General features: G+C 54.6%; 19 protein-coding genes. 13 read left to right on the top strand and 6 right to left on the bottom strand.

The window, feature by feature from the left end; translation table 11 throughout:
* Positions 1–46 precede the first annotated feature (46 nt).
* Together DK261_RS15985 and DK261_RS15980 are read left to right on the top strand one after the other, a co-directional pair.
* Positions 47–2,368, top strand: a complete 2,322-nt coding sequence (locus tag DK261_RS15985; protein ID WP_110175580.1) for an ATP-dependent endonuclease — start codon at positions 47–49, stop codon at positions 2,366–2,368.
* Positions 2,365–4,263 carry a UvrD-helicase domain-containing protein gene (locus DK261_RS15980; protein WP_110175581.1) on the top strand — a complete coding sequence of 633 codons (1,899 nt, stop codon included), beginning with the start codon at positions 2,365–2,367 and terminating at the stop codon, positions 4,261–4,263. Before DK261_RS15985 ends, DK261_RS15980 begins: the two co-directional genes overlap by 4 nt.
* Positions 4,264–4,360: 97 nt before the next feature.
* Here the strand turns inward: DK261_RS15980 and DK261_RS15975 are convergent, their stop codons facing one another.
* Positions 4,361–5,521, bottom strand: a complete 1,161-nt coding sequence (locus DK261_RS15975) for an IS30 family transposase (protein WP_053275419.1) — start codon at positions 5,519–5,521, stop codon at positions 4,361–4,363.
* A 328-nt stretch (positions 5,522–5,849) separates the two neighbouring features.
* On the opposite strand from DK261_RS15975, the gene drt3a reads away from it, so the two are divergent.
* The 10 genes from drt3a (at position 5,850) to DK261_RS15930 (ending at position 18,224) form a co-directional block, all read left to right on the top strand.
* The gene (drt3a, locus tag DK261_RS15970; RefSeq protein WP_110175968.1) at positions 5,850–7,196 is read left to right on the top strand and encodes an antiviral reverse transcriptase Drt3a; all 1,347 of its coding nucleotides are present in this window, start codon (positions 5,850–5,852) and stop codon (positions 7,194–7,196) included.
* Complete coding sequence (drt3b, locus tag DK261_RS15965; protein ID WP_110175967.1) at positions 7,189–9,237, top strand: antiviral reverse transcriptase Drt3b; 2,049 nt, start codon at positions 7,189–7,191, stop codon at positions 9,235–9,237. Before drt3a ends, drt3b begins: the two co-directional genes overlap by 8 nt.
* Before the next feature lie 645 nt (positions 9,238–9,882).
* Positions 9,883–10,467, top strand: coding sequence for a hypothetical protein (locus DK261_RS32885; RefSeq protein WP_146218535.1), 585 nt, complete (start codon positions 9,883–9,885; stop codon positions 10,465–10,467).
* A gap of 797 nt (positions 10,468–11,264) precedes the next feature.
* Positions 11,265–12,248: an AraC family transcriptional regulator gene (locus tag DK261_RS15960; protein ID WP_028683816.1), complete on the top strand. Its 984-nt coding sequence runs from the start codon at positions 11,265–11,267 to the stop codon at positions 12,246–12,248.
* 316 nt (positions 12,249–12,564) lie between these two features.
* Positions 12,565–13,599, top strand: coding sequence for a DUF1254 domain-containing protein (locus tag DK261_RS15955; RefSeq protein ID WP_110175966.1), 1,035 nt, complete (start codon positions 12,565–12,567; stop codon positions 13,597–13,599).
* Positions 13,600–13,745: 146 nt separating this feature from the next.
* Positions 13,746–14,597, top strand: coding sequence for a MipA/OmpV family protein (locus tag DK261_RS15950; RefSeq protein WP_110175965.1), 852 nt, complete (start codon positions 13,746–13,748; stop codon positions 14,595–14,597).
* Positions 14,598–14,640: 43 nt separating this feature from the next.
* Positions 14,641–15,468: a phosphatase PAP2 family protein gene (locus tag DK261_RS15945; RefSeq protein WP_110175964.1), complete on the top strand. Its 828-nt coding sequence runs from the start codon at positions 14,641–14,643 to the stop codon at positions 15,466–15,468.
* Positions 15,469–15,481: 13 nt separating this feature from the next.
* Positions 15,482–16,276: a hypothetical protein gene (locus DK261_RS15940; protein WP_016702593.1), complete on the top strand. Its 795-nt coding sequence runs from the start codon at positions 15,482–15,484 to the stop codon at positions 16,274–16,276.
* 403 nt (positions 16,277–16,679) lie between these two features.
* Positions 16,680–17,279, top strand: coding sequence for an NAD(P)H:quinone oxidoreductase (gene wrbA / locus DK261_RS15935; protein WP_009046501.1), 600 nt, complete (start codon positions 16,680–16,682; stop codon positions 17,277–17,279).
* 390 nt (positions 17,280–17,669) lie between these two features.
* Positions 17,670–18,224, top strand: coding sequence for a hypothetical protein (locus DK261_RS15930; RefSeq protein WP_009046500.1), 555 nt, complete (start codon positions 17,670–17,672; stop codon positions 18,222–18,224).
* A gap of 31 nt (positions 18,225–18,255) precedes the next feature.
* On the opposite strand, the gene DK261_RS15925 is transcribed toward DK261_RS15930, so the two are convergent.
* Genes DK261_RS15925 through DK261_RS15905 form a run of 5 tightly spaced genes read right to left on the bottom strand, consistent with a single transcriptional unit; the run spans position 18,256 to position 23,281 of the window.
* Entirely contained in the window at positions 18,256–18,573 is a 318-nt protein-coding gene (locus DK261_RS15925) for a cytochrome C oxidase subunit IV family protein (protein ID WP_016702591.1), read from the bottom strand.
* Between the two features lie 21 nt (positions 18,574–18,594).
* A complete protein-coding gene (locus tag DK261_RS15920) occupies positions 18,595–19,305 on the bottom strand; it encodes a heme-copper oxidase subunit III family protein (protein WP_029526346.1) in 711 nt (236 codons plus the stop codon).
* A 4-nt stretch (positions 19,306–19,309) separates the two neighbouring features.
* Positions 19,310–20,002, bottom strand: coding sequence for a cytochrome c oxidase subunit 3 (locus DK261_RS15915; protein ID WP_101281669.1), 693 nt, complete (start codon positions 20,000–20,002; stop codon positions 19,310–19,312).
* Positions 19,999–21,774: a cytochrome c oxidase subunit I gene (ctaD, locus tag DK261_RS15910; protein ID WP_101281668.1), complete on the bottom strand. Its 1,776-nt coding sequence runs from the start codon at positions 21,772–21,774 to the stop codon at positions 19,999–20,001. Before ctaD ends, DK261_RS15915 begins: the two co-directional genes overlap by 4 nt.
* 40 nt (positions 21,775–21,814) lie before the next feature.
* The gene (locus tag DK261_RS15905; protein ID WP_101281667.1) at positions 21,815–23,281 is read right to left on the bottom strand and encodes a cytochrome c oxidase subunit II; all 1,467 of its coding nucleotides are present in this window, start codon (positions 23,279–23,281) and stop codon (positions 21,815–21,817) included.
* Positions 23,282–23,590: 309 nt separating this feature from the next.
* On the opposite strand from DK261_RS15905, the gene DK261_RS15900 reads away from it, so the two are divergent.
* Positions 23,591–23,980: a cytochrome c family protein gene (locus DK261_RS15900; RefSeq protein ID WP_038582947.1), complete on the top strand. Its 390-nt coding sequence runs from the start codon at positions 23,591–23,593 to the stop codon at positions 23,978–23,980.
* Positions 23,981–24,072 lie beyond the last annotated feature (92 nt).

Raw genomic sequence — 24,072 nt, 5'->3', positions numbered from 1 at the left:
GCGACTCATTCAGTGTTAAAAAACTATCTTCAGGGGTCTGAGTGATATGCATATTGAGACCGTTTGGGTACGTAATTTCCGTCGTCTGAAGGACACTCGCATTGATCTGGCGTCCGATATTTCAATATTTGTCGGGGCCAACAACAGCGGTAAAACATCTGCGGCGCACGCTTTGCAGCTTTTTACCTCAGCTTCGAAGGATCGATTTACCCTCCATGATTTCAGCTCAGAATGCTGGGATGCCATCAACGCTTTCGGAGAAGGGGCGGACGGAGTCGAACTGCCAACCATCTCCCTCGACATCTGGTTTCGCGTCACGCCAGCCGATCTGCATCGAGTTGTAGATCTGCTACCTAGCCTAGAGTGGCAAGGTGCCCGGGTTGGTATTCGAGTGGAACTCGCAGCAACAGATGCCGGCCTGCTGAGAAGCAGTTTCCAAGAAGCACGGGCCGGCGCGCGGCGTGCTCAGTTGCAGCCAGTAGGGGAAGGCGTGGCATCAGCCATTGCGCAAGACGGGTACAACCCGCGACCGCGTGACCTTTGTGACTTCATTGCAGACACCGTGGGTGACAGGCTAAGGCGTGATTTCGAATTGCGGTACTACATACTCGATAGCGCCGGATTTGACGCTGGTTTTAAACAGTTTGATGGTTACGTGCCTCTACGCCTGCTTCCTGATAAGGGTCGTAGCGGCAGGGATGTACTGGGTAGCTTGGTAAAGGTCGACTGTTTGCATGCCCAGCGTCACCTGTCCGACTCCAATGCTGGATCTCGATCCGAAGATCTCTCCCGTTGTTTGAGTCGTTTCTATGAACGGAACCTTGAGAAGCGCGGCGAGGACTATGACGCTCAGCGCGCACTATACCAGTCCGAGAGTCTGCTGAATGACCATCTGGAACGTGTCTTCGGTCCCACTTTGGAGCGTTTGGCCGATCTGGGATATCCCGGGGTCAATAATCCTCGGCTGCTGATCAAGACTGCATTGAACCCTGCGACCATTCTGAGTAGCCATGAAGGGGCACGTGTTCACTACGCGCTCGGCGCTCTCGGAGCAGCAGAGGTCACGGCAACCTTGCCTGATAGGTACAACGGCCTCGGTTTCAAGAACCTGATTTATATGGTTGTTGAACTGCTCGATGTTCATGGTCGATGGTTGGACATTGAGGAAAGCCGCCCACCGCTCCACCTGATCTTCATAGAAGAGCCGGAGGCGCATCTCCATGCTCAGTTGCAGCAGGTATTCATTCGGAAGGTGTTAGACATCCTTGCCGTGCCCGAGGAAGACGCCCCATATTGCACCAGCCAGCTTGTAGTCTCGACGCACTCGCCTCACGTCCTTTACGAACGAGGCTTTAAACCCATACGGTATTTTCGGCGAGTAGCGGATGCCGGCATACAGCAATCTCAAGTGCTCAGCATGACAGCTTTTTATGAGGCGGCCGTAGATCCTAGCGACCCAAATGACCGCACTAGGGATTTTCTTGAGCGATACCTTAGGCTAACGCACTGCGACCTGTTCTTCGCTGATGCGGCCATTTTGGTTGAAGGGAACGTCGAGCGGCTACTGATGCCGCAAATGATTGCTAAAGCTGCACCTCGACTTCAGTCGAATTATTTGAGCGTTTTAGAAGTGGGTGGCGCGTTCGGCCATCGATTCAAAGGCCTCATTGATTTCTTGGGGCTCACTTCTCTGATCGTGACCGACATTGACAGTGTTTCGCCGCCCGCAGCGGGCGCTTTGCACGCAAACGGCGAGGTGCCGGTTGATGAGGATCCAGCGGATGCAGAGCCTGACGACAATGAGGAAGCTGAGGAGGCTGAAGCGAGACGTACAGGGCGCAAGGCGTGCATGGTTCATGAAGCTGGAGCTCTTACTTCAAACCAGATGTTGATCAAGTGGCTGCCTGGGCACACCACGATTGACGATCTGCTGGCTGCGACTGCCGAACAGCGCACTCAACTCCGAAACGAAGAAGGCGGCGCCCTTGTGCGCGTTGCTTACCAGACACCAGTAGAGGTGGTGTGGGGCGGAGCGACTCAAGTGAGGACAGGTAGGACGTTGGAGGAAGCGTTCGCACTGCAAAATCTAACCTGGACGCAGCACCTGGACCGCAAGGATCTTGGCCTACGCATCAAGGGCTCCAACAATCTGGAAATCGAAGGTATTGCGGAGCGCCTCTACCGTAAGGTCAAAAGCTCAAGTTTTCGTAAAACTGATTTCGCTCTCGGGCTGCTGGCTCAAGAGCCGTCGGCATGGGTGGTGCCGAATTACATTTCGGACGGTCTTCGGTGGTTAGAAAGTCTGGTCGCCCCGCCACCGCCCGTAATAGCAGCGGCGGAGGAGCCTCACAACGGAGGTGAGGTATGACTGCGCGTATCGGTCAACCAGATACTCAAGCAGATATCGAACTGCGAATGTGCTTGGACCAGCGCCCCCAACGCAGCTTTGTCATGGTTGCCGGCGCGGGTTCTGGGAAGACGACGTCGCTGGTAAAAGCCCTTGCGCACCTCGGCCAGACGCGAAGACTAAAACTCAACGTGCGTGGTCAGAGAGTCGCTTGCATTACCTACACTGAAGTAGCGGTCAAGGAAATCTGGGGTGACGTAGGTAACGATCCGCTGTTCCACGTGTCGACGATTCATAGTTTTCTGTGGACGGTAATTAGGCCATTCCAAGTAAATTTGAAGGCTTGGGTCATCGCAAGGATCCACGAGAAAATCGCCGAGGCGCAACAACATCATGACAAGCCTAGGACTCGGGCAGCAACTCGTGAGCGGCTCGTGAAAGATATCGCGCGTTACCAACGTCACCTTGAGGCCGTAAGGCATTTGACTCATTTTAACTACGGCGCGGGAAGCGATTTCGGACGAGGTGTACTCGGGCACTTCGACGTTATTTCGGCGGCGGTCGAGCTAATCGAGCAGAGCCAGTTGCTTCGTGATGTCATCGCCAGCAGGTATCCAGTCCTCTTCATTGATGAAAGCCAAGATACGCGTCCGGAAGTAGTGGCTGCATTTAGAAGGATTGCCGAGACGACTCCTGTGGAGTTCTGCCTTGGATTTTTTGGCGATCCCATGCAAAAAATCTACCTTGACGGTGTTGGAGTCATCGAGACGGCCACAGGCTGGGAGCAAATCACCAAGCCCGAAAACTTCAGGTGTCCGCAACGAGTGCTCCAAGTAGTGAATGCTATCCGGGAGCCCGATGACGGTTTGTGTCAAACACGAGGCCGGATGAACTGGGTTGACGGCAATCCTGAACCTGTCATGGGATCTGCACGCTTCTTCCTACTGAGAGCGGATGACCATCGCTCAGTGAAGCTAGACAAAGTTCGTGAATGGATGCGGCGTGCGAACGAAGACGATCATTGGGTGAGTGATGACTCTGCCGCTGACTTCCGGGTGTTGGTGGTCGTGCATCGGATGGCAGCGGCGAGGCTCGGCTTTCCTAATCTTTACGCTGCTTTGAATGACAACGAAGCACCACCGTCCATCAAGGAGGGTCTCAAGGACGGCACCGCATGGCCACTGCGGCCGTTTCTGAGTTACTTGCTACCCTTGGCAATTGCGGTTTCAGAAAACCGAAAGCTTGACGTCATGACTTTCCTGCGTTCGGAATGTCCGTTACTACAGCCAACGGCTCTCGTCGGTGGCGATCCGGTAGCGGTGCTTCGGGCATTGCAAGTATCCACAACAGAGTTGGCCAGACTCATTTTTTCGAGCGATGCATTAATGCAGGACGTGCTCGTTCACTCCCAGGCAGCAGGTCTGCTGCAGCTGGACGAAGCGTGGGAAAAATACTTGGGCCCAGACCGCGCAGCCGACGATGATGATCCTGAGATCCCTGCAGTGTCGGCTTTCCTACGTTGCGGTGTCGGTGAATTGGCTGGCTATCGTCACTACCTCGAAGATCTTTCACCGTTTGCGACCCAGCAGGGAGTGAAAGGGGCGGAATTTGAACGAGTTTTGGTGCTCATAGATGACGAAGAAGGCAGGGGGCAAAGGCAGTTCTCCTACGAAAAGTACTTCGGCATTGTGGAGCCCTCAGATACTGATATGGAAAACTTTGCGCAGGGCAAGGATAGCGTGATGGATCGCACCAGAAGGCTTTTCTACGTGTGTTGTTCCCGAGCGACTAGGGATCTCGCTGTCGTCATGTTCGTGCAGGACATCGAAAATGCTCGAGAAAAAATCGCCGAGACCGGAATCTTCGAGTCTGGCGACATTGTGGATGAGTATGCTTTGGAAGCCGCTCTAACTTAGCTCTGGATTGTTTCCGCGTTCATTGCCTGTGCCTTTCATGACTGAACGGCATCGGTAGACTGCCGCTTACGGCGACTGACTCATGTCGACTGTGGATTCAACCGGTCGATGCAACAGATTGGCTAAATCGTTCAGCGGGCGTTTCGTAGTTTAGTGTTTTCCGAGGACGACTGTTCAACTGCCTTGCCACTTCATTGAGCGTGGCTTGCGAGTGCTCCGCCAGGTCGGTCCCTTTCGGGAAGTACTGCCTTAACAACCCGTTGGTGTTCTCATTCGATCCCCGTTGCCAGGGACGATGGGGGTCGCAGAAGTAGACCTTGATGTCGGTCGCCACCGTAAAACGCTTATGGTCAGCCATCTCTTTGCCGCGATCCCACGTCAGCGATTGGTAGAGTTCCTCGGGGAGTTCGCGGGCGTTTTCGATCAGGGCGCTGATGACCGTCTCGGTATCCTTACCGGCCAACTTCACCAGCATCACGTAGCGGGTATTTCGCTCAACAAGAGTGGCGATCTGGCTGTTCCTGCTGCCGCACAGCAGGTCACCTTCCCAGTGACCAGGCACCGCCCGATCCTTAGCCGTGGCCGGGCGTTCGCGGATGGATACCGCGTCTGTGATTCGGCCGTGATTTTCTTTCTTCTGCGTGTGATGTCGCGAGCGACGCATGGCTCTCGTGCGCCGTAAATGCTCAAGCAACTCCTTCTTCAGGGCCCCGCGAGCCTGTATGAAGAGGGTGCGATAGATCGTCTCGTGTGACACCTGATAGCTCGTATCATCCGGGTAGGTGCGCTTCAGCCAGCCGGCAATTTGTTCCGGTGACCACTGCAATTGAAGCTTGTCTGCAACAATTTGCGCCACCGCTCGGTTCTCAACAAGCTTGCAGACCTTGGGTCGATGGGCGCGATCCCAGGCCGCCTGATCAGCTCGATTAGCCCGGTAGCCTCCTTGGCCACCGTTGCGTCTGATCTCACGACTGATCGTAGAGGCTGCTCGCCCTAGCAGCGCGGCTATGGAACGGATCGAGTTACCTGCCACCACTGCCCGCGAAATCTCTTCGCGTTCAGCCAACGTCAGGGCCAATCTGGACCTGCGCCGTACAGCGGGTCTAATACCCCCTGTTTCCGCCAGGATGCGCTGTACCGATGAGTGGTTTCGATCAAATAGTTGGGCGATCTGCTGGAGAGAGTCGCCTTTCTGCCAGTGATCCCACATCAGTTTCTTCTGGCTTTCGGTGTAATAGATCCGAGGTCTCTGCTTCATCTGCAACACTCCTTCTGCTTACACAGAATTTAGTTGTGTTGCATCGACCGGTTGAATCCACAGCCAATAGCAGCCATTAACGACCGGCAGCAACAGTAGAAACCGGCCAAAAGCGCCCCATCGGATTACTAGAAAGTCAGAGACTCGTCAACCAATCGCGGATTCGTTCAAAATTTTGCATTGGGAGGGTGAGCAACTCAAACGAGCATTGCCTAGCTAAATCTATCTTAAGACCGGTATTGTGACTCGCAAATCGGGTACAGTCCGTTAGTGAGCATATCGAAATAGACAGTTAGTAAGAATAAATTATGGAAGGGTCATCTTGTCTATGGATCAGTCTTTTTCAATAAAAAATCTTAATGACTTGCTCAAAGGCGATAGGGAGAAAGGAGGGGATCTTGAAGAACGATATATTCCTGCTGCCTTCGATATAAGAGTCAAACTCTACGAACTGAACAAACTTAAATCATTTTCGAGGTACCGATTCCGCACTGGAAAAATTACGCCAGCGTTCTATGAGAAGCGTATGTCGCGCCTGACCATGGTTATAGACAAGCGCAAAATTCAGCACGGACGTTTAGTTGACTTTGAGCTTGAAAGAGTCTCTAAGATAATAAGTGGAAAAGAATTCAGAATAAATGTAGCTCTCCTACCTGCTCTGGTTGGAGGGAAAAAAGTTTACGGAGTCGGGAATAGTTTAGAGCAGGTTCTTGCAATTAGATTTGTTCAGAGAGCACTGAAGGTTCTGTACGAGCTCCGCATGCCGCCACGCGATATACTAGTTAGTCAAATAAAGTCATTGGCTTTAGATGGCGTACCCAAATATATAATAAGGTCTGATGTCGAGTCGTTTTATGAGTCTGTCAGACACAAGGAATTGCTTGATGGAATTCACCAGGCTCCAGAGCTATCGGTACTGATTAAAAGGATTTTAACGCGACTTATGAAAGATTACGTCGTCGTTTCTGGGGACGAAAACGGATTGCCGCGCGGCATAGGAATAAGTGCATATCTATCTGAGATATATCTGTCGAGTATTGACGCTGAAATTAGACGGCAAGATAATTTATTTTATTACGCCAGATATGTTGATGACATGGTGCTTATGTATGCCCCCCAGCGAAAGGAGCTTGCTGCGAAATATTTAGAAACTCTCAGCGAAATACTTCATGGAAAGGGGCTAAAATTCAACGATAAAACGAAACCCATTGACTTGCTAGAAGAGTTCAAAGGTAAATTTGATTACCTTGGATATACATTTGACGTATCTAGTAGCTCTTCCGGCGTGCAACTGAGCCAAAGAAAAATCAATAAATATAGATCGCGTATCGACAAAGCTTTCTCAGATTACAACTCAAAGTTCATATTCATTCCAAAGAAGTCTGAAGAGGAGTTGGTGCTTAGGTGCCTTTTCTTAACCGGAAATATGCGCTTGTTCAATAGGAAAAGCAACGCATTCATCGGTGTTTACTTCAGCAATAAGTATATAACTGATGCTAGTCAGCTTTCCGGGTTAGATCACTACTTTCGCAATAAAATCAAAGGCGTAGCTAGTCCATCATTGGCGAGAAAGCTCTCGAAGCTATCTTTTGAAAAAGGTTTCAAAGAAAAACTATTTAGAAATTTTGATTCCAGGCAGCTTTCAGAACTTTCGCGAGGTTGGAAGCATGTCTAGAAAAAAAGCATTATCTATAAACTTTCCTGTAGAGCGGGTAGTGTTGTCTGATGTGCTTCCATATGAAGTTCCGATAGTTTTTTCGAATAGATATTTTTATAGATTACTATGTGAGCACGATATAAAGTTTAACGGAAACAGAATTTCATGGCGCTACAGCGATGAAGTGCTAGACAACCTTGTAAAAATGGTTCTAGGTGTTCAGCCTACTACGGCTGTTCGACATGCTGCCGATAACGGCAGACCTGTATCCATAATAGAACTAGACAAATCAGACCTTGTCCATACTGTTCCTTTCATTTTCTCGACTACGCATAAGCAGGATCAGTTGCGCCAGTTGTCGCTAATGCATCCAAAGGGTCAGTTGCTGGTGGTAGATTTCTATGACCAATTTAAAGATCTGATGATTTATTACACTGGTCGAAGTGAATTCAGCCTGCGATCACCAAGGCGAGTTGCTGGGTGTACGTATATTGACTTTCGCTCGCAAATTGAGCGGCAGGATAAATCTGACACTTTGGTAGAAGTAGATGGCGAAAATTATGAGAACTTAAAATCTTTTTTTGTATATGAACGGTTCAGTAATGTTTTCAAATTTTACGAGTCGAGAGAGCACCTCCGTAGCGAGCGCGATTTCAGAACCCTTACGAAATTTGATGTTTCAGGGTGTTTTGATAGCATATATACTCACTCGCTCGCATGGGCGATATACGGAAAAGATTTTGCAAAGCAGAATCTTAAAGCTATATTAGGGTCATTTGCGGGTAAGTTTGACTCATTGATGCAAAAGTTGAACCATAACGAAACGAATGGAATACTAATCGGCCCGGAGGTTTCAAGAATTTTCGCTGAAATAATCCTCCAGGCAGTTGATATTGATATCGCAGGCAAGTTGCTTGAAAAGGGATATGTACATAACTCAGACTTTAAGATTTATCGCTACGTAGATGATTACTTCGTCTTCTACAATAGTGATGAAGTCTGTCACCAGATAAAAATGACACTTCAGGAAAGCTTAAAACTATATAAGCTATCATTAAATAAGGGGAAGGAGGAAACTCTAGGGCGCCCTATAATCACGCCGATATCTATCGCAAAAAAGCGTATCTCTGATCTTTTTGATCGTGCGCTAGCTTATGAGGTCGCTTCAGAAGTTAAGGAAGGTGAAACATTGCCAAGGGGTCAGATTTATATTGGCAGGTCTTCACTTATAACTGACTTTAAGTCCATTCTTGCAACCTCTGGAGTCAACTATGGCGAAATTCTTAATTACTCTCTTTCAGTAGTCGAACGAAAAATTGGCTCTTTGATTGAATCTTACAAAAAAATAGAGAAAGTTAGCGGTGTCGATAAAAGTTTTTCAAAATCAATGGAAGCCCTTCTAGATTTTGTATTTTTTATCTATGCGGTATCGCCAAAAGTCAACACAACGATTAAGCTTTGTCGAATATGTCAGCGCGTTCTTTCTTTTTATAAGCTTGAGACCATAGGGCTCAGCTATGAGGCATTAATCTCGCAAGTGATATACGAAAGATGCCGGAGCGTTATGGATCATAATTCAGATGGCAAAAGCGCGAAAATTGAGGTCATGTATCTTCTGGTTTTAATGCGCCAGCTTGGTAAAAACTATCGTATAGATGAAAAAGTGCTTGGCCATAGCTTCGGCTTTGAACTTTTAGACGGGCATTATCAAGCGAAATCCAGTTTGAACTATTTCTCCATAGTAACTCTTCTTTTTTATATAGAGAACAAAGCTCGTTATTCATTGCTAAGAAACGCTTTGGAAAAACATATACTGGAGAGATTTAGGCTGAAGCAGGACTCGTTGGTCGGTGACTCTGAAATGATTCATTTAGCGTTAGATCTTATCGCATGCCCCTTCGTGAGTAACGAGACCAAGATTAGAGTTTTACAGTTGTACGGCGTGCCTGCAAACAACCTGCTAAGAATTCAAAAGTATAGCGAATATTGGTTCACCAAATGGGGCGAATTCGACTTTTCTAAAGAGCTAGACGCTAAGGTCAGTCAGGAAGTATATTGAGCGGGATGCATCACGCACATAGAAGACCGTTTGCGGTCGCACACACCAGCATCATGGCCCGGTTGTTCTATGCACGAAAACCTTGCCTCGTTGAATCCTCGTGAGTTCTGCGGTCTTGACTCCTTCACTTTCCTCATAGCTTTAGGCCTACCAGGGGAGTGAAGGATGCTCGATTATCTCAGCAATCATCCCGGATGGCTGCATTTGGCCGAAAGCGCCCTCACGAATGACCGCTGTCGGCCAGACGCGCAGGATCGTCAAAGTCTTTGTTCGCCGCCCCCCACCGTGCGGCTCTCCCTAACCTTGCGCAAGTCATCATGGAACTCAAGATAGCCGCTTGCTAACCAGCGGTGCTGGTCAACCCGTCACAGAAAAAGGCTACGACGCCGGATTCTTGCGGCGTTGCTGCAATCGCTATTGCATTTAGCATGTCATGCCTTGTAGGGTCATGAAGCGAGAATTACAAGCCGGTTTGCTGCGATCACGATGACGAATACTTTTCGTAGAGTTTTATCATTCGGTGCAATTGCATTTTAGCAACGTTGATTATATCCAGTTCTATATTTATTCGAACCGGAAGATTTTGCGCTTGTATCATGCATTGCTTGAGAGTTTTGTGTAAGGTTTCTTTTTTGGGGGATTATTTTGATTTCAAATACTTCGTTATTGGAAGAGGTCGTCGAGAATCTCGGCGGGGATGATGAGTTTATTGAGAATACTGTCCCGCTATCGGCGGAGGACGAAATGCTCATAGGGCGATTCGTTCAACAGTATTGCTGGGCGGATTTAAATGCTCGGCGCGCCGTGAATTACCTAAGGCACATTAATAGAGGAGACGCACGTAATTTTTCAGGGGGCTTAAATGATACGCATGTACTTAACCATCTGGCTTCTGAAGCGGCGGCCTTGAAGATTCTGCCAGCTGTCAAAAGTGGTTTGAGTGCAACAGTGGAAACGCTAGAGATGCACCGCGACTTGCGCCATAAGTTCGCTCACTGGGCTGGCCGTCGAGCGAAACATCACAACGCCTTCGTTCTACTGACCACTAATGCGTCGAAGGCTCAGAGTAAAGGGATAGCTACTTTGGAAGTCGGCATGTTAGGTTTTGCCGTCCTATCTGTTCATGATCTTGAACGAGAGATAGTAAATCTTGTTTCTCATAATGAATATTTGGCGCGGGCTGTTAATTTTTTAGGTAACTACGTAAAAGATCCTGCATCAGTATTATGATGTGGAGTTAAGTGAGTTTGCGTTAGCGCCTTGGCTAATCCCTTTGCTGAATCGCCTCTAGTTCGATAGACGTCATTAGGTGGCTGCTTTTGCCTGAGTGAGCTGTCCAGATTAGCCCTTTGAGACAGGCAGCAATCGGTAAAAACATTCACCCTCGACTGACTGCTTTTGGCCGTCTGCTGCCTGTCGCCACGGCAGCTTTTGGCGGATTCCTACCTATTCTCGACGGAGGGGATGATCAACAACGTTCGAATTCGGGAGGTTTACCATTCCGTATGCGGCTCTGAATTACTTGCAGACCGACAACGTGCTGACATCTAAAAAATCCCGAGTTCGATTCCACCGAACGCCATAACTAGCTGATTTGTTTATAGTTACTAGTTGGGGTACGCCGAATTTTCCAGCGAACTCCAGATGCCCGAAAAACCTACTCTCGCCGAAACATACCGTTCGTCTGGTGCCGCACCATACAAGGTTCCAGAGAAGGCTTTCAAAATCTCTGGAACTCCCGAAAAACCCGCCTTCTGGCGGGTTTTTTCGTTTTGGGGTTCCATCGGTTTCCGTCAGAAACCGGGTGGATTGCGGCCGTTTTAGGGCTAAGGCCATTCGATACAAAGGGAGCCCCCTTATGTCGAGCTCCTCGCCGATTCGGCTTGCCGCTCAGCCAAGCCCACCAACTGCGCCTACAAGCTTTCGACGGCGACGACCTCTACCTTGGCAAAAGTTTTGCGCTAGTGTTCCCTGCGGGCTAAGACGGTTTTCACGTGCATTGCCTTTAAAAACAGGTGCGAACGCTTATGACGAATGCTACGCCGTCCATCAAACTCAGCACTCTTCGGCACATAGCCCCCTATCTGAGCATGCGAGGGGTGTCGCCGCTGGAGTTCTTTCGGCGTTACGGTATTTCCCCTCATGTTTTTCAAAACCCTGATGCCTGGGTACCGCGAGCGGCCTGCTTTCATATAGCCAACGAAATGGCAGCTATCGCACAAGACCCCTTCGGCGGCGCATGTGTGGGACACCTGATCGAAGTACGCTCTCTCGGTGCCTGGGGCGAGTTGATATTGGACTCAACCAACCTCGCTCAGGCTTGTGCAGTGGCGTCGATCTATACGGACTTACTGCATCAAGGAGGAGAAGTAAAAATCGTCACCGAAGGCCGTACGACGAAACTGATCCAGCAATTTACCGGACAGCATGGGGCTGATCCGAAGCAAGTCATTCTCGGCACTCTTGCGCTGCTTAGAAAAGTACCGCTCATGTCCGGTGAACCTGGCGCCATACGTGTGCATCTGCAAAACCCAAGGGAAAGAGGAGACGAGGCGCTCGAAGAATACCTGGGGCCGAATCTCGAAATGAACGCGCAGTACAACATGATCGAATTCGACCGTGAGCTGCTAGGCACTCCCCTGCAACCTGTTCGGGATGACGCCTGGAAAGTCACCGAAGCCTTGAGGTCGACCGCGGAAGCGGCAGGCGTGCTTATCGAGCAGATATCGGACCAGGATCAATCCAAACTTACCGCTATTTCCAGAAACATCGGACTGTCTTCTCGAACGCTGCAACGTCGTCTCAAATACTGCGGCATCGACTTCGAAGATTTACGCGACGAGACGCGTCGCAGCGAAGCCCTTCAGCTCATTGCCAGCGGTAAATACACTGCGACCGAGATTGCCTACATGGTGGGTTACAGCGATCAAGCGCACTTTACTCGAGCCTTCAAACGCTGGACTGGGAGTTCACCGTCGCGCTACCGCTCGGCCTTGAAACTTGATTATTAAAATTCAAGACAGCGTCTTCGCCTAACCACTTCCCCCCTCCCGCCGGACCATCTAATAGAGACCTGCGAAGCCTGCAACTACCGGGATATGGCTTGTCGTCCTGATCCCGGCAGCCATTTCTGTGCGAACTCCGCCAACAGGCGATGCGTAATGGCTTCGCCTTTTGGCACCAAATGGCAAGTTTCCATCAAGACGTTCTTATACAGTCTGAAAAGGTAATGCCAACACCAGCGAGCGGTGCAGCAAGCAATCCAGGCACAAGCAAAAGTCTGAAGCTGGTGAATAGAATCACTTCTTATAAGATCAAGAGGTTTAAATGCCCTACTCATTCACGGCCGGCATCGTCGCCCTGACGCTGGCAACTTTTGCGAGTGCAAACGCTCAGTCATCCTCTGATGGGGCGACGCTGGTGGGTGTCGATAATTTTATCCGTGCCGAGTCCGACCTCTACATGGGTAAAAGGGTGGCCAGTGGAGGTTTTGGTCGGTTTGTCCATAGCCGCGAACCGGTTCCCATCGACGCTCAGGATGTCATCCGAATGAATCGGGACACGCTTTACTCGTCAGCGGTGTTCGATCTCGATGCCGGTCCAGTCACGATCACATTGCCTGAGGCCGGCGAGCGGTTCATGTCGATGCAAGTGGTCAACGAAGATCACTACGTAACCGCCGTCGTTTACGGTGCCGGCCGCCATACGCTGACGAAAGAGGATATCGGCACACGCTATATTTTTGTCGCTGTCCGCATGTTCTTCGATCCCACAGATCGAGAAGACCTTGAGCAGGTGCATGGACTGCAGGACGCAATCAAGGTCAGCCAGGCCAAGCCGGGGGCATTCGCAGTACCGAAGTGGGATCAGGCGAGCCAGAAAAAGATGCGTGATGCCCTGGCGGTTCTTGGTTCGACGATTCCCAACTACAACCAGTCCTTTGGCCCTAAAGGTGGGGTCGATCCGATCCACCACCTGATCGGAACTGCGACGGGGTGGGGCGGAAACCCGAGCAAGGACGCAATCTACCTCGGCGGTGTGATACCGCAGAACGATGGGAAAACCGTTTACCGTCTCAAAGTTGGACATGTCCCGGTCAACAGTTTCTGGTCTGTAAGTGTTTACAACGCAGATGGATACTTTCAAAAAAACCCATATGACGCCTATTCGTTGAATAACCTCACGGCCAAAAAAAGTGATGATGGTTCGATTGTCATTCAGTTCGGTAGTTGCGACGGAAAGATAGCTAATTGCCTGCCTACCATGCCCGGATGGAACTATACGGTCAGACTTTATCAGCCAAGTAACGAAATACTGAATGGCCAATGGAGTTTTCCACAGCCGCAGCCCGTCGCTCTATAAGTTTAATTATTCGAATAGTGGCTGGTTCGTCAGATTAATGGGCTGACACCTCAGTAAAGTTAAACGCAAAGGTCACCAAGTTTGATATGGCTTATCAAGCCAGGGATGGCTCTGCACTACAGAGTTCACACCAAAGGAAATAAACAATGACGACCAAAGATAATCCAAATTCTTTCAGACATCCGGTGATGTTCATCATAGGTGCGACACTCGCATTGACGCTGGCATTGCCTGCACACGCAGCCCTCGACGATTCAAACGGCACGCCATCCGTGACGGTAGGCGGCGGAATTGCCGTTGGCCCTTTGTATGAAGGCTCTTCACATTACGCCGCGTTCCCGTCCCTGAAGCTGAAAGCGGTCTTGCCTACCGAAGACTGGGGCACCTTTACCGCAGCCTTCCCGGAGGGGCTGCGTTGGGACTTGCCGGGGCTGGCGCCTTTCGGGGTGGCCCTGCTGATCGGTTATGACCAGGGGCGCAAGGAAAGAATTCATACCCTGGACGGTCGTGATGACTACTTGAAGGGAATGGGCAACCTGGACAGCACTGCCCTGGTCGGGGCGGAAGTGTACTGGATCCTGCCGAACGGCCGCCTGTTCGTTCGCGGTCTGCAATCGAGCCAGAACCGTAACTACGGTGGCGAAAGCCTGGGGCGCACGGCGTACCTGGAGGCCGGGGTCGCCACTGCATACCCACTGTCTTCGACCTTGACCCTGGACTCGACGCTGTACGGCACCTGGAGCAACGAGAACGACATGATGGCCCGCTTCGGCGTCACGGCCCAGCAAGCCGCACGCACCCGGTTCGATGAGTACCACCCGGGTGGCGGAATGCGGGACGTGACCTTGAAGCTGGGCCTGACCTGGCAATGGCAGCCACAGCTGGCACTGGAAGGTGGCATCAAGACCTATGCCCTGGTCTCCGACGCCCGCGACAGCCCGCTGACGGGTGAGAAGGTCGGAGCCGGTGCCTACCTGAATGCCTTGTACCGGTTCTGATCAACCGCCGGGACCGTGTGCGACATAAAGAAGGAAGCAGTCGATGAAAAAAGTACATGAACCCTGGGGGGTGACGCTGTCCCTGGCCGGCTTGCTCTGGTCGGGGCTGGTACTTGCCGAGGATGCCACCACGACCGTCACGGACCCTCATTTCAAGCTGGCTCCAGGCTATCTCGCCCCGGCCGAATTGCCAGTGCGCCTGGCGTTGCTCGGCGCCCCACCCAAACCTGACTCTGCGGCGCTGGCACGGGACGAGGAAGCACGCCGTGCCGCGCTGGCGCTGCGTGGCTCGGTCCGGGAGAAACTTGCGGCAACGGACGCGGAACTGTCATTCCCGGGCCCGGCGCATACCTTCTCCTGCGCGCTGGGCACCCAGATCAGCGAAAAAGACACGCCTCATCTCTATACGTTGATGCAGCGCACCCTGACGGATGCAGGCGGCTCCACCTACGCCGGGAAGAATGCCTACAACCGTACCCGCCCCTTCGTGGTGCACAACGAAGGCACGTGCCGCAAGGACATGGAGCCACTGCTGCGCACGGATGGTTCCTGGCCGTCCGGCCACTCCGCTGCGGGCTGGGCCTGGGGCCTGGTCCTGGCCGAGATCAATCCTGCCCGCGCCACCGAATTGATGACCCGTGGCCTGGCATACGGCCAGAGCCGGGTGATCTGCGACGCACACTGGCAGAGCGACGTGGATGCCGGCCGCATCATGGGGGCCGCCACGGTGGCGAGCCTGCACAGCAATCCGGCGTTCCTGGCGGACCTGGCGGCGGCGAAGGAAGAGGTCAAGGCGGCTCAGAAGGCCGGTCTGAAGCCTACACAAGACTGTGGGGCCGAGGATGTGGCGCTCGCGCTGACCCAGCACTGATCGGAGAAACACCATGATGCACAGTGATCACCCCCGTTCATCGTCACGGCTCAGGCATGCCCGCCTGGCTCTGCTGGTCAGCGCCTTCACGGCCGCCGGCTCCAGCCTGCCGATCGTGGCCATGGCAGCAGACGATGACAGTTGGCAGTTCAACGGCGGGCCTTACCTGTGGGGCGCCGGGATCCGTGGACACGTGGGCCACCGTAGCACCGGGACGCAGTTTATAAAGTCCGATTTCTCGGACATCGCGCGCACTGTCGATATGTCGGTGATGCTGATGGGCGAGGCGCGGCGCGGCCCCTACAGCGTGCTCGCCGACTTGATGTACATCGACACCGATACCCGCAACCGTCTACCAGCGGGCGCTCCGGCGTCCAAGCTTGAGGTGGAAAGCAAGACGGCTTCCGGATTCCTGGGGGGCGGATATACCGTGTTGGGGGATGACAATCATCGGTTGGACGTCGCGGGCGGCGTGCGCGTCTGGTACAGCAGCACCGCCATCACCCTGCATGGTGGACCTGCTGGCGGCCTGTCCGGGTCCGACCAGGCTACCTGGGCGGACGCCATGGTGGGGCTGCGTGGGCACTATGCCGTGAACGACCGATTCTGGTTGTCATCCTGGGGCATGGTGGGTGCCGGGCAGTCCCGGGAAGACTGGGATCTGGCCGCACTGGCGGGCTGGGAGTTCTTGCCCGGCTTTTCCGCGGTGGCCGGTTACCGGGCCATGGGGGTGAATTATCGCCATGACGGTTTTGTCTACGACATTGTCCAGAAGGGGCCACTGTTGGGTATCAGTGGGCGATTCTGAGTCTTTCATAGAGCCTTGCCCGACATCCCTCCTCGCTTTCAAATTTCCTTCAGTACCACGCCGCTCTCCAAGCCCCTATCAAGGGGGCTATCAGTTATTTAATCCAAATATATTCCTTATATATTTCAATCAATTAAAAACGCACTCCTGCCGCAGAAAGTAAAAACATTCATGACCTGTTCATAAAAGAACAGTCGCCCCCATCAGTCATCGTTGTTTTACAACGATCAATTTTCTCGAACATCCCGTTCGATATTTTCTCATATTCACAGAAGCCAATTAGATCGATCATGCGCCACGACTCACGCAGATGCAGGGTGAAACGGTGGGATGGATAACTAATCTGATCGCCTATTTAACAGGCAGTCAGTCAGCTCAAAACACACCTCAAGAGGAAGTACGCATGGCTAAGGTATTGGTTCTTTATCATTCGATGTACGGTCATATCGAAACAATGGCCCAGAGCGTGTCGGAAGGTGCCCGGAGCGTTCCCGGGGTCGAGGTCACTCTCAAACGCGTACCCGAAACCATGGACCCGGAAGCCTTCAAGGCTGCCCATGGGAAAGTGGATCAGAGCGCTCCGGTGGCCACACCAGGCGAGCTGGGCGACTACGACGCAATCATCCTGGGTACCCCGACCCGCTTCGGCAATATGTCCGGCCAGATGCGCAACTTCCTCGACCAGACCGGCGGGCTGTGGGCCAAGGGTGGGCTGGTTGGCAAGCTCGCCAGTGTATTCACCTCGACGGGTACGGGTGGTGGCCAGGAGATGACCATTGCCTCCACGTGGACCACCCTGGCTCACCACGGCATGATCATTGTGCCCATCGGTTATAGCTCGCCAGCCTTGTTCGACACTTCCAGTGTCGGCGGTGGCACGCCTTATGGCGCATCCACCATTGCCGGTGGTGACGGCTCTCGCCAGCCTGATGCTCGTGAATTGGACATCGCTCGTCACCAGGGCCAGTACGTGGCACAACTGGCGGTCAAACTGAGCAAGTAACAAATCGCCAGGTGAGCGCTGAGGCAGACACTGCATAAGCAGTGTCTGGCTGCGACTCCCGGTGCGGCACCCTACAAAACAAAGCCCTCGCATCGTTGCGAGGGCTTTGTTGTTTCTGGGCTAATGTCCCTGCCTCCCGAGACAGCGGGCACCGACTGCTAATACCCACTTCACCAGGCCAATTCGAACAGAAGGACTCACCCCCCTCAGATTGCCCTATGTGCCCGCAGCCCCCGGCCGGCAAGGCGTTGCGGAGGGTGGTGCTATACTTTTTTAGCTAGCGACAAGCGTGCGGTGTTATCCAGGGCGGCAGGAAAACCGGTCTGGAATTTCAGATAACGACTGCAGAAAAAATGGGGGCCTCTGCGACGATGAAGTAGGAGGTGACTCATGAACCGGCACTTTTACATCAGCGATAATCTCGACGAGCTGGAAACCGTTGAAAGCGAACTGGAAGCCAGCGGCATCAGTACCGAGCAGATTCATGTGCTCAGCGACCGGGATGCGGATGTCGAGCAGCATCACCTGCATGATGTGAACTCACTCATGAAGCAGGATGTCGTTCACTCCGGTGAGATTGGCGCGGTCATTGGCATACCGCTCGCGGCATTGGTACTGCTCGGTGCCTATCTGGCAGGTTGGACCGAGTCCGCGGCCGGCTGGGTGCCGTTCATCTTCCTGGCGATCGTGATCCTGGGCTTCTGTATCTGGGAAGGCGGTTTCTTTGGTATCCAGGTACCCAATGCCCATTTCAGCAATTTGAAAAAGACGGTAAGGGACGGCGAGCACATCTTCTTCGTGGATGTGGAACCCGCTCAGGAAGCTGTCCTGGATCGGGTCATCAGCCATCACCCACAGCTGCAGGTCGCCGGAACCGGCGCAGCAGCCCCTCACTGGGTAGTGGCCTGGCTGCAGAAATGGCATCAGTTCAAGCGAACGATATAGAACGCCGTTGAACGCCGGAGGCGGAAGCAGGTCATTGCCCGAGGAAAATCCCCCGGGTGGAAAACACGTAATCCGCCTCGGCTGCCATCAGGCCCACCAGCACCAGCAGACACAAGGGCGGGACGAGTATGGCGTAGACCATCGCCAGGCGTTCCCACGCCATGTGCATGAAGATGGAAACGATCAGGCCCGCCTTCAACAGCATGAGGACCAGGATCAGCGACCACCTGAAATAGCCCTGGAAGTGAAAGTAGTCGACCAGGTAGGACAGGGTACTGAGTACGAACAACAGCCCCCAGATCTTCAGGTACAAGCTCACTGGATGCTGTTGACCTTGTGCATGTGCCATCGCCGGTACTCCTCTGCGGGCTCACCATAAGTAGAAGAAAGCGAAGATAAATACCCACACCAGGTCCACGAAGTGCCAGTACAGCCCGGCGATCTCGACGATCTGATAGTTGCCGGAGCGCTCGTAGTCACCGCGCAATACCTTGAAGGCGACGATGCACAGATAAATGACGCCGATCGATACATGCAGCCCGTGGAATCCGGTGATCATGAAAAAGCTGGCACCGAATTGCGCGGCGCCCATGGGGTTCGACCAGGGGCGTACGCCTTCGGCGATGAGCTTGCTCCACTCGAACGCCTGCATGCTGACAAAGGTCGCCCCGAAGGCCGCGGTAGCCAGCATCAGGGCCGCGCATTTGCCGCGTACACGGCGATAGGCGAAGTTCACGGCCATGGCCATGGTGCCGCTGCTGCTGATCAGCACGAAGGTCATGATGGCGATCAGGATCAACGGGATTTCAACGCCACCGATGGTCAGGGCGAACACTTCGCTGGGGTTCGGCCAGGGGGCGGTGGCACTCATGCGCACCGACATGTAGCCGGTCAGGAAGCAGGTGAAGATGAAGGTGTCGCTGAGCAGGAAGATCCACATCATCGCCTTGCCCCAGGGCACCCGCTTGAACACATCCTGATCCGAGGCCCAGTCGGTGGCGATGCTCTTCCACCCCGCTACCAGCGTATCGGGTGGGGGCGGGACGGGATCTTCCGGAGGGGTTGCTGAGGGCAATGCCATGGCTTCACCTCAGGCCGCAGAACGCGGCGATGGCTTGATAGGTTTCCGGCGTGCTGGTCAGCAGGAAGAAGAGGACGATCCAGAGCCCCAGCAGGTAATGCCAATAGATCGCGCAGAGCTCCACGCTGGAGGCCAGTTGCGACAGCGCAACCCGTCGCAGGAACCGGGCGCCGACGGTGCCCCAGGCCACCAGGCCTCCCAGTAGATGCAGCCCGTGCACGCCGGTCAGCAGATAGAAAAAGCTGTTGGCCGGATTAGCGGAGACGAAATAACCCCAGTCGACGAACTGCTTCCAGACCCAGAGTTGCCCCCCGATAAAGGCGATCGCAAAGACGCCGCCCAGGGTGAAGCCGAGGCGGGTCCCGCTCAACGCGCCCCGCCGGGCGGCCAGTCGCGCCCACTGCAGGCTGACACTGCCCAGCACCAGCAGGATCGTGTTCAGCCAGAGTTGCCGGGCACTGGCCAGCGGCGCCAACGGGTCGGTCAGGGGCTGCCAGTCGGCCATTTGCGAACGTGCGATGAAGGCCAGCAAGAACAACAGGAACAGCGAGGTCACCACCCCCAGGAACACGCGCAGGCCCACTTTTGCGGCTTTCGCCCTATCGAAGCCTTCCGGTACCCGAGAGGTGCCGGGGGGTTGGCTCCAACGGCCTCCGGAGCCGGCGCTTTCGGTGTTTTTCAATAGCGGCCCGTTCATGGTCTTTCGCTCGCGGCCCTGGCTTCTGCACAGCGCTGCCTCATCTGCTCCAGCTCCTGGGCAGAGACCGTCTGTGGCACGAAGTCCTGCTCTATCCCGGGCACGCTGTAGTCATAGGCCCAACGGTGCACCACCGGCAGCTCCGGCCCCCAGTTGCCATGGACGGGCGGGGTGTCCGGCGTCTGCCATTCCAGGCTCGCCGCCCCCCATGGGTTCGGGCCCGCCGGCTTGCCTTTGAAGGCACTCCAGGCCAGGTTGAAGAGGAACAGCAGCTGGCATACCCCGACCGTCAGTGCGACAACGGTGATGAACGCATTCAGTTGCTGCGCCGATTGCGGGATGAAGTCGTAGTTCTGCCAGGCGTAATAGCGCCGGGGCATGCCCAGTAGCCCCAGGTAGTGCATGGGGAAGTAGATGCAGTAGGTCCCCAGGAAGGTTATCCAGAAATGCAGCTTGCCCAGGGTGTCGTTCATCAGGCGCCCGGTGATCTTCGGAAACCAGTGATAGATGGCGCCAAATATCACCAGGATCGGCGCCACCCCCATCACCATATGGAAGTGGGCCACCACGAAATAGGTGTCCGACAGCGGGATATCCACAATCACGTTGCCGAGAAACAAGCCGGTGAGCCCACCGACCAGGAAGGTGACGATAAAGGCCAGGGCGAACAGCATCGGCACCGTCAGATGGATGTCGCCATGCCACAGGGTCAGCACCCAGTTGTAGACTTTCAGCGCGGTCGGCACGGCGATGATCAAGGTGGTGGCGGCGAAAAAGAAGCCGAAGTACGGGTTCATCCCGCTGACGTACATGTGGTGCGCCCAGACCACGAAGCTCAACACGCCGATGGCGACGATGGCCCACACCATCATGCGGTAACCGAAGATGTTCTTGCGCGCATGGGTGCTGATCAGGTCGGAGACCAGGCCGAACGCCGGGAGGGCGACGATGTAGACCTCCGGATGGCCGAAGAACCAGAACAGGTGCTGGAACAGTATCGGGCTGCCGCCCTGGTGCGCGAGCTGCTGCCCCATCGAGATCACCGCCGGCATGAAGAAGCTGGTGCCCAGCAGCTTGTCGAACAGCATCATCACGGCGCTGACGAACAAGGCGGGAAAGGCCAGCAGGGCCAGGATCGAGGCCATGAAGATGCCCCAGACGGAGAGCGGCATGCGAAACAGCGTCATGCCGCGAGTGCGTGCCTGCAGCACCGTGGTCACGTAGTTCAGCCCGCCCATGGTGGCGGCGACGATGAAGATCGCCAGCGACACCAGCATCAACACGATGCCCCATTCGGTTCCCGGGGTGCCCTGGGTGATCGATTGCGGCGGATAGAGTGTCCAGCCCGCCCCGGTGGGCCCGCCCGGGACGAAGAAGCTGGAAAGCAGCACCAGGACCGAGAGCAGGTAGAACCAGAAGCTCAGCATGTTGACGTAGGGGAAGACCATGTCCCGGGCGCCCACCATCAGCGGAATCAGATAGTTGCCGAAGCCGCCCAGGAACAGCGCCGTCAGCAGGTAGATGACCATGATCATGCCGTGCATGGTCATCGCCTGATAATAGGTGCTGGCATCCATGAACTCGAGGCTGCCGGGAAAGCCGATCTGCATGCGCATCAGGCCGGACAGCACCAGGGCGACGAGCCCCACGGATATCGCCGTCAAGGAATACTGGATAGCGATGACCTTGTGGTCCTGGCTCCAGATATAGCGCGTGAAGAAGCTCTTCGGTTCGTGCAGGACTTCTGTTTCTGCGTGCTCGACATAAGCCATCAGGTCATCCTCCGCTAAGTTTCGGAGCATTTCCGGCTATTTACGGCGACTTGCCCGATTCCACCTTGCCGGCATCCGCGTCGACAGCAGCTTTCGACTTGATGAAGGCGATCAGAGCGTCCAGTTCCTTGTCATTGGGGGTAAAGGTCGGCATCACTGCGGCATAACCCTTGACGATCGCAGCGCCAGGTTGGCGCACGGAATCCTTCAGGTAGCCCTCATCGACCTTGATCTGAGAACCATCGGCCAGGGTTTCCGTCTTGCCGTACAAACCCTGCCAGCTCGGGCCGATACCCTGGCTGCCATCGACACTGTGGCAGGCCAGGCAACCCAGCGATTCGGCCAGCCGCTGTCCCTGCACCGCCAGCTCATCCTGTGCGCCCGCTGGGCCTTGCCCGTTCTGCCCCGCGGCACTCAGCGACTTGATGAAGGCCACCACGGCGGCCAGGTCATCCTGGGTGAAAGTATAGGCCACCATGACCGGCGGGAATCCCTGGACCAGCCTGGCCTGCGGCTTAAGAATCGACTCCTTGAGGTAGGCCTCGTCGACCTGGACGCTGCTGCCATCGGCCAGCGGTTCCGAGCGGCCGTACAGGTCCTTCCAGCCCGGGCCCAGGCTGGTGCTGCCGTCCTGGCTATGGCAGGCGCGGCAGCCATGGCTTTCCACCAGTTGGCGACCTTTTTCCAGCAGGCTGTCCCGGCTTGGCGTGGCGACGCTCGTCAGCGTCTGGGCAAAGGTCGGCTGGCTGGCGAACCATTGGTCGAAAGCGCCCTGCTCCTCGACAATCAGATGGCCGCGCATATTGAAATGCCCCAGGCCACAGTACTCGGCGCACAGCACTTCAAACTTGCCGAGCCGGGTCGGGGTAAACCAGAAGTGGGACACCATGCCCGGCACCATATCCATCTTTGCGCGCATCTGCGGAACATAGAAATCGTGCAGAACATCCTTTGCCCGCAGCAGGACTTTTACCGGCCGATCGATGGGCAGGCGCACTTCATTGTTCATGACCAGCACATCGTCCTGCCCCGCAGGATCGTTGCGATCAAGACCGAAGGGGTTGCCGGGATCGATCCATTTAACATCCGCCTTGCCGAGTTTTCCGTCCTGTCCGGGAAAGCGAAAAGCCCACTGCCACTGCTGGGCAACCACTTCGAGCTGGGTAGCCTCTTGCGGCACCTGGACGAAATCGTTGTAGACCACAAGGCCGGGCGCCAGCATGCCGATGATGCCCAGCGAGGTGAGGATGACCAGCCACCCTTCCAGCTTCTTGCTTTCCGGCTGGTAGTGCGCCCGGACACCTTCCCGATGACGGAAGCGAATCACGGCGATGGCCATGAATACCGTGATGGCGATGAAAAAGATGCCGGTGATGACCAGGGTGATCAGCAGCGTGGTGTCTATCGACCCCCAGTTGGAGGCCGCCGGCGTCATCTGCCAGGGAGCAAGCAGGTGAAACAGCACTGAAGCGACAACGACTAGAACCAAGATGATTGCTATCGCCATTTTCTCGTCATCCCGTGCCGGTTGTTCTGTGGCCGTGCAAACGCAACGTCGCCCAACCGCAGCGCCACACCGATGCCTAACCCTCCTCCCAAGCCTGCTGGAACATTGCCTCTATCCCCGGGGCAAATCTTCTGAAAAGTATAGTGCGCCCCAACGGACGTGCGGCGCCGGGTCCCTACGCGACACCGGGCCAGGGAGCTGTGACACCACCACGTCCCTTTCCCCTGATGGCCATCCCCAACACCCGCCAACCATGCTCAAATAGCCCCCCCGCTTTTGCCACAAGCCACACCCGATCCGGAGCCGAACATGAAAAGAACCGCCGCCCTGACCTTGACCCTGATGCTCAGCCTGCTGTCGCTCCACGCCCAGGCAGAAGCAGTGGGCGATGCCGAGGCCGGTGGCAAGCTGTTCAAGCGCATTTGCGGCGGCTGCCACAATATCGGGCCTTCGGTGCGCAGCTCTTTCGGGCCGCAGCTCAATGGCATTTTCGGGCGCACGGCGGGGAGCGTGGCGGACTATCAGTACTCCGATGCGATGAAGTCGTCCGGCATCGTCTGGACCCGCGACAAGCTGGTGGCCTACCTGGAAGATCCGAAGGCGGTGGTGCCTGGTACGCGGATGATTTTCTGGGGGCTGAGCGATCAGGAGAAGATCGATAATCTGCTGGCTTATCTGCAGAGCTTTCAGGCGCAATAACCCGTCGATTGGTGATCAACTCGGACTGAGCAACAACCGCTCTCCGATCCGCGGGCGCTTCGCGCCCGATCGCAGCCTGGCGGCAGCGGCTA

The organism is Pseudomonas sp. RW409 (assembly GCF_003184125.1).
Taxonomy (GTDB): Bacteria; Pseudomonadota; Gammaproteobacteria; order Pseudomonadales; family Pseudomonadaceae; genus Aquipseudomonas; species Aquipseudomonas chlororaphis_I.
The sequence above is the reverse complement of the archived record's forward strand: the minus strand, read 5'-3'. Positions and strand labels throughout refer to the sequence as shown.

Bases quoted from the DNA above. Each gene is read 5' to 3' on its own strand.
- DK261_RS15985 (WP_110175580.1), top strand. From the start codon at position 47: ATGCATATTGAGACCGTTTGGGTACGTAATTTCCGTCGTCTGAAGGAC.
- DK261_RS15980 (WP_110175581.1), top strand. From the start codon at position 2,365: ATGACTGCGCGTATCGGTCAACCAGATACTCAAGCAGATATCGAACTG.
- DK261_RS15975 (WP_053275419.1), bottom strand. From the start codon at position 5,521: ATGAAGCAGAGACCTCGGATCTATTACACCGAAAGCCAGAAGAAACTG.
- drt3a (WP_110175968.1), top strand. From the start codon at position 5,850: ATGGATCAGTCTTTTTCAATAAAAAATCTTAATGACTTGCTCAAAGGC.
- drt3b (WP_110175967.1), top strand. From the start codon at position 7,189: ATGTCTAGAAAAAAAGCATTATCTATAAACTTTCCTGTAGAGCGGGTA.
- DK261_RS15960 (WP_028683816.1), top strand. From the start codon at position 11,265: ATGACGAATGCTACGCCGTCCATCAAACTCAGCACTCTTCGGCACATA.
- DK261_RS15955 (WP_110175966.1), top strand. From the start codon at position 12,565: ATGCCCTACTCATTCACGGCCGGCATCGTCGCCCTGACGCTGGCAACT.
- DK261_RS15950 (WP_110175965.1), top strand. From the start codon at position 13,746: ATGACGACCAAAGATAATCCAAATTCTTTCAGACATCCGGTGATGTTC.
- DK261_RS15945 (WP_110175964.1), top strand. From the start codon at position 14,641: ATGAAAAAAGTACATGAACCCTGGGGGGTGACGCTGTCCCTGGCCGGC.
- DK261_RS15940 (WP_016702593.1), top strand. From the start codon at position 15,482: ATGATGCACAGTGATCACCCCCGTTCATCGTCACGGCTCAGGCATGCC.
- wrbA (WP_009046501.1), top strand. From the start codon at position 16,680: ATGGCTAAGGTATTGGTTCTTTATCATTCGATGTACGGTCATATCGAA.
- DK261_RS15930 (WP_009046500.1), top strand. From the start codon at position 17,670: ATGAACCGGCACTTTTACATCAGCGATAATCTCGACGAGCTGGAAACC.
- DK261_RS15925 (WP_016702591.1), bottom strand. From the start codon at position 18,573: ATGGCACATGCACAAGGTCAACAGCATCCAGTGAGCTTGTACCTGAAG.
- DK261_RS15920 (WP_029526346.1), bottom strand. From the start codon at position 19,305: ATGGCATTGCCCTCAGCAACCCCTCCGGAAGATCCCGTCCCGCCCCCA.
- DK261_RS15915 (WP_101281669.1), bottom strand. From the start codon at position 20,002: ATGAACGGGCCGCTATTGAAAAACACCGAAAGCGCCGGCTCCGGAGGC.
- ctaD (WP_101281668.1), bottom strand. From the start codon at position 21,774: ATGGCTTATGTCGAGCACGCAGAAACAGAAGTCCTGCACGAACCGAAG.
- DK261_RS15905 (WP_101281667.1), bottom strand. From the start codon at position 23,281: ATGGCGATAGCAATCATCTTGGTTCTAGTCGTTGTCGCTTCAGTGCTG.
- DK261_RS15900 (WP_038582947.1), top strand. From the start codon at position 23,591: ATGAAAAGAACCGCCGCCCTGACCTTGACCCTGATGCTCAGCCTGCTG.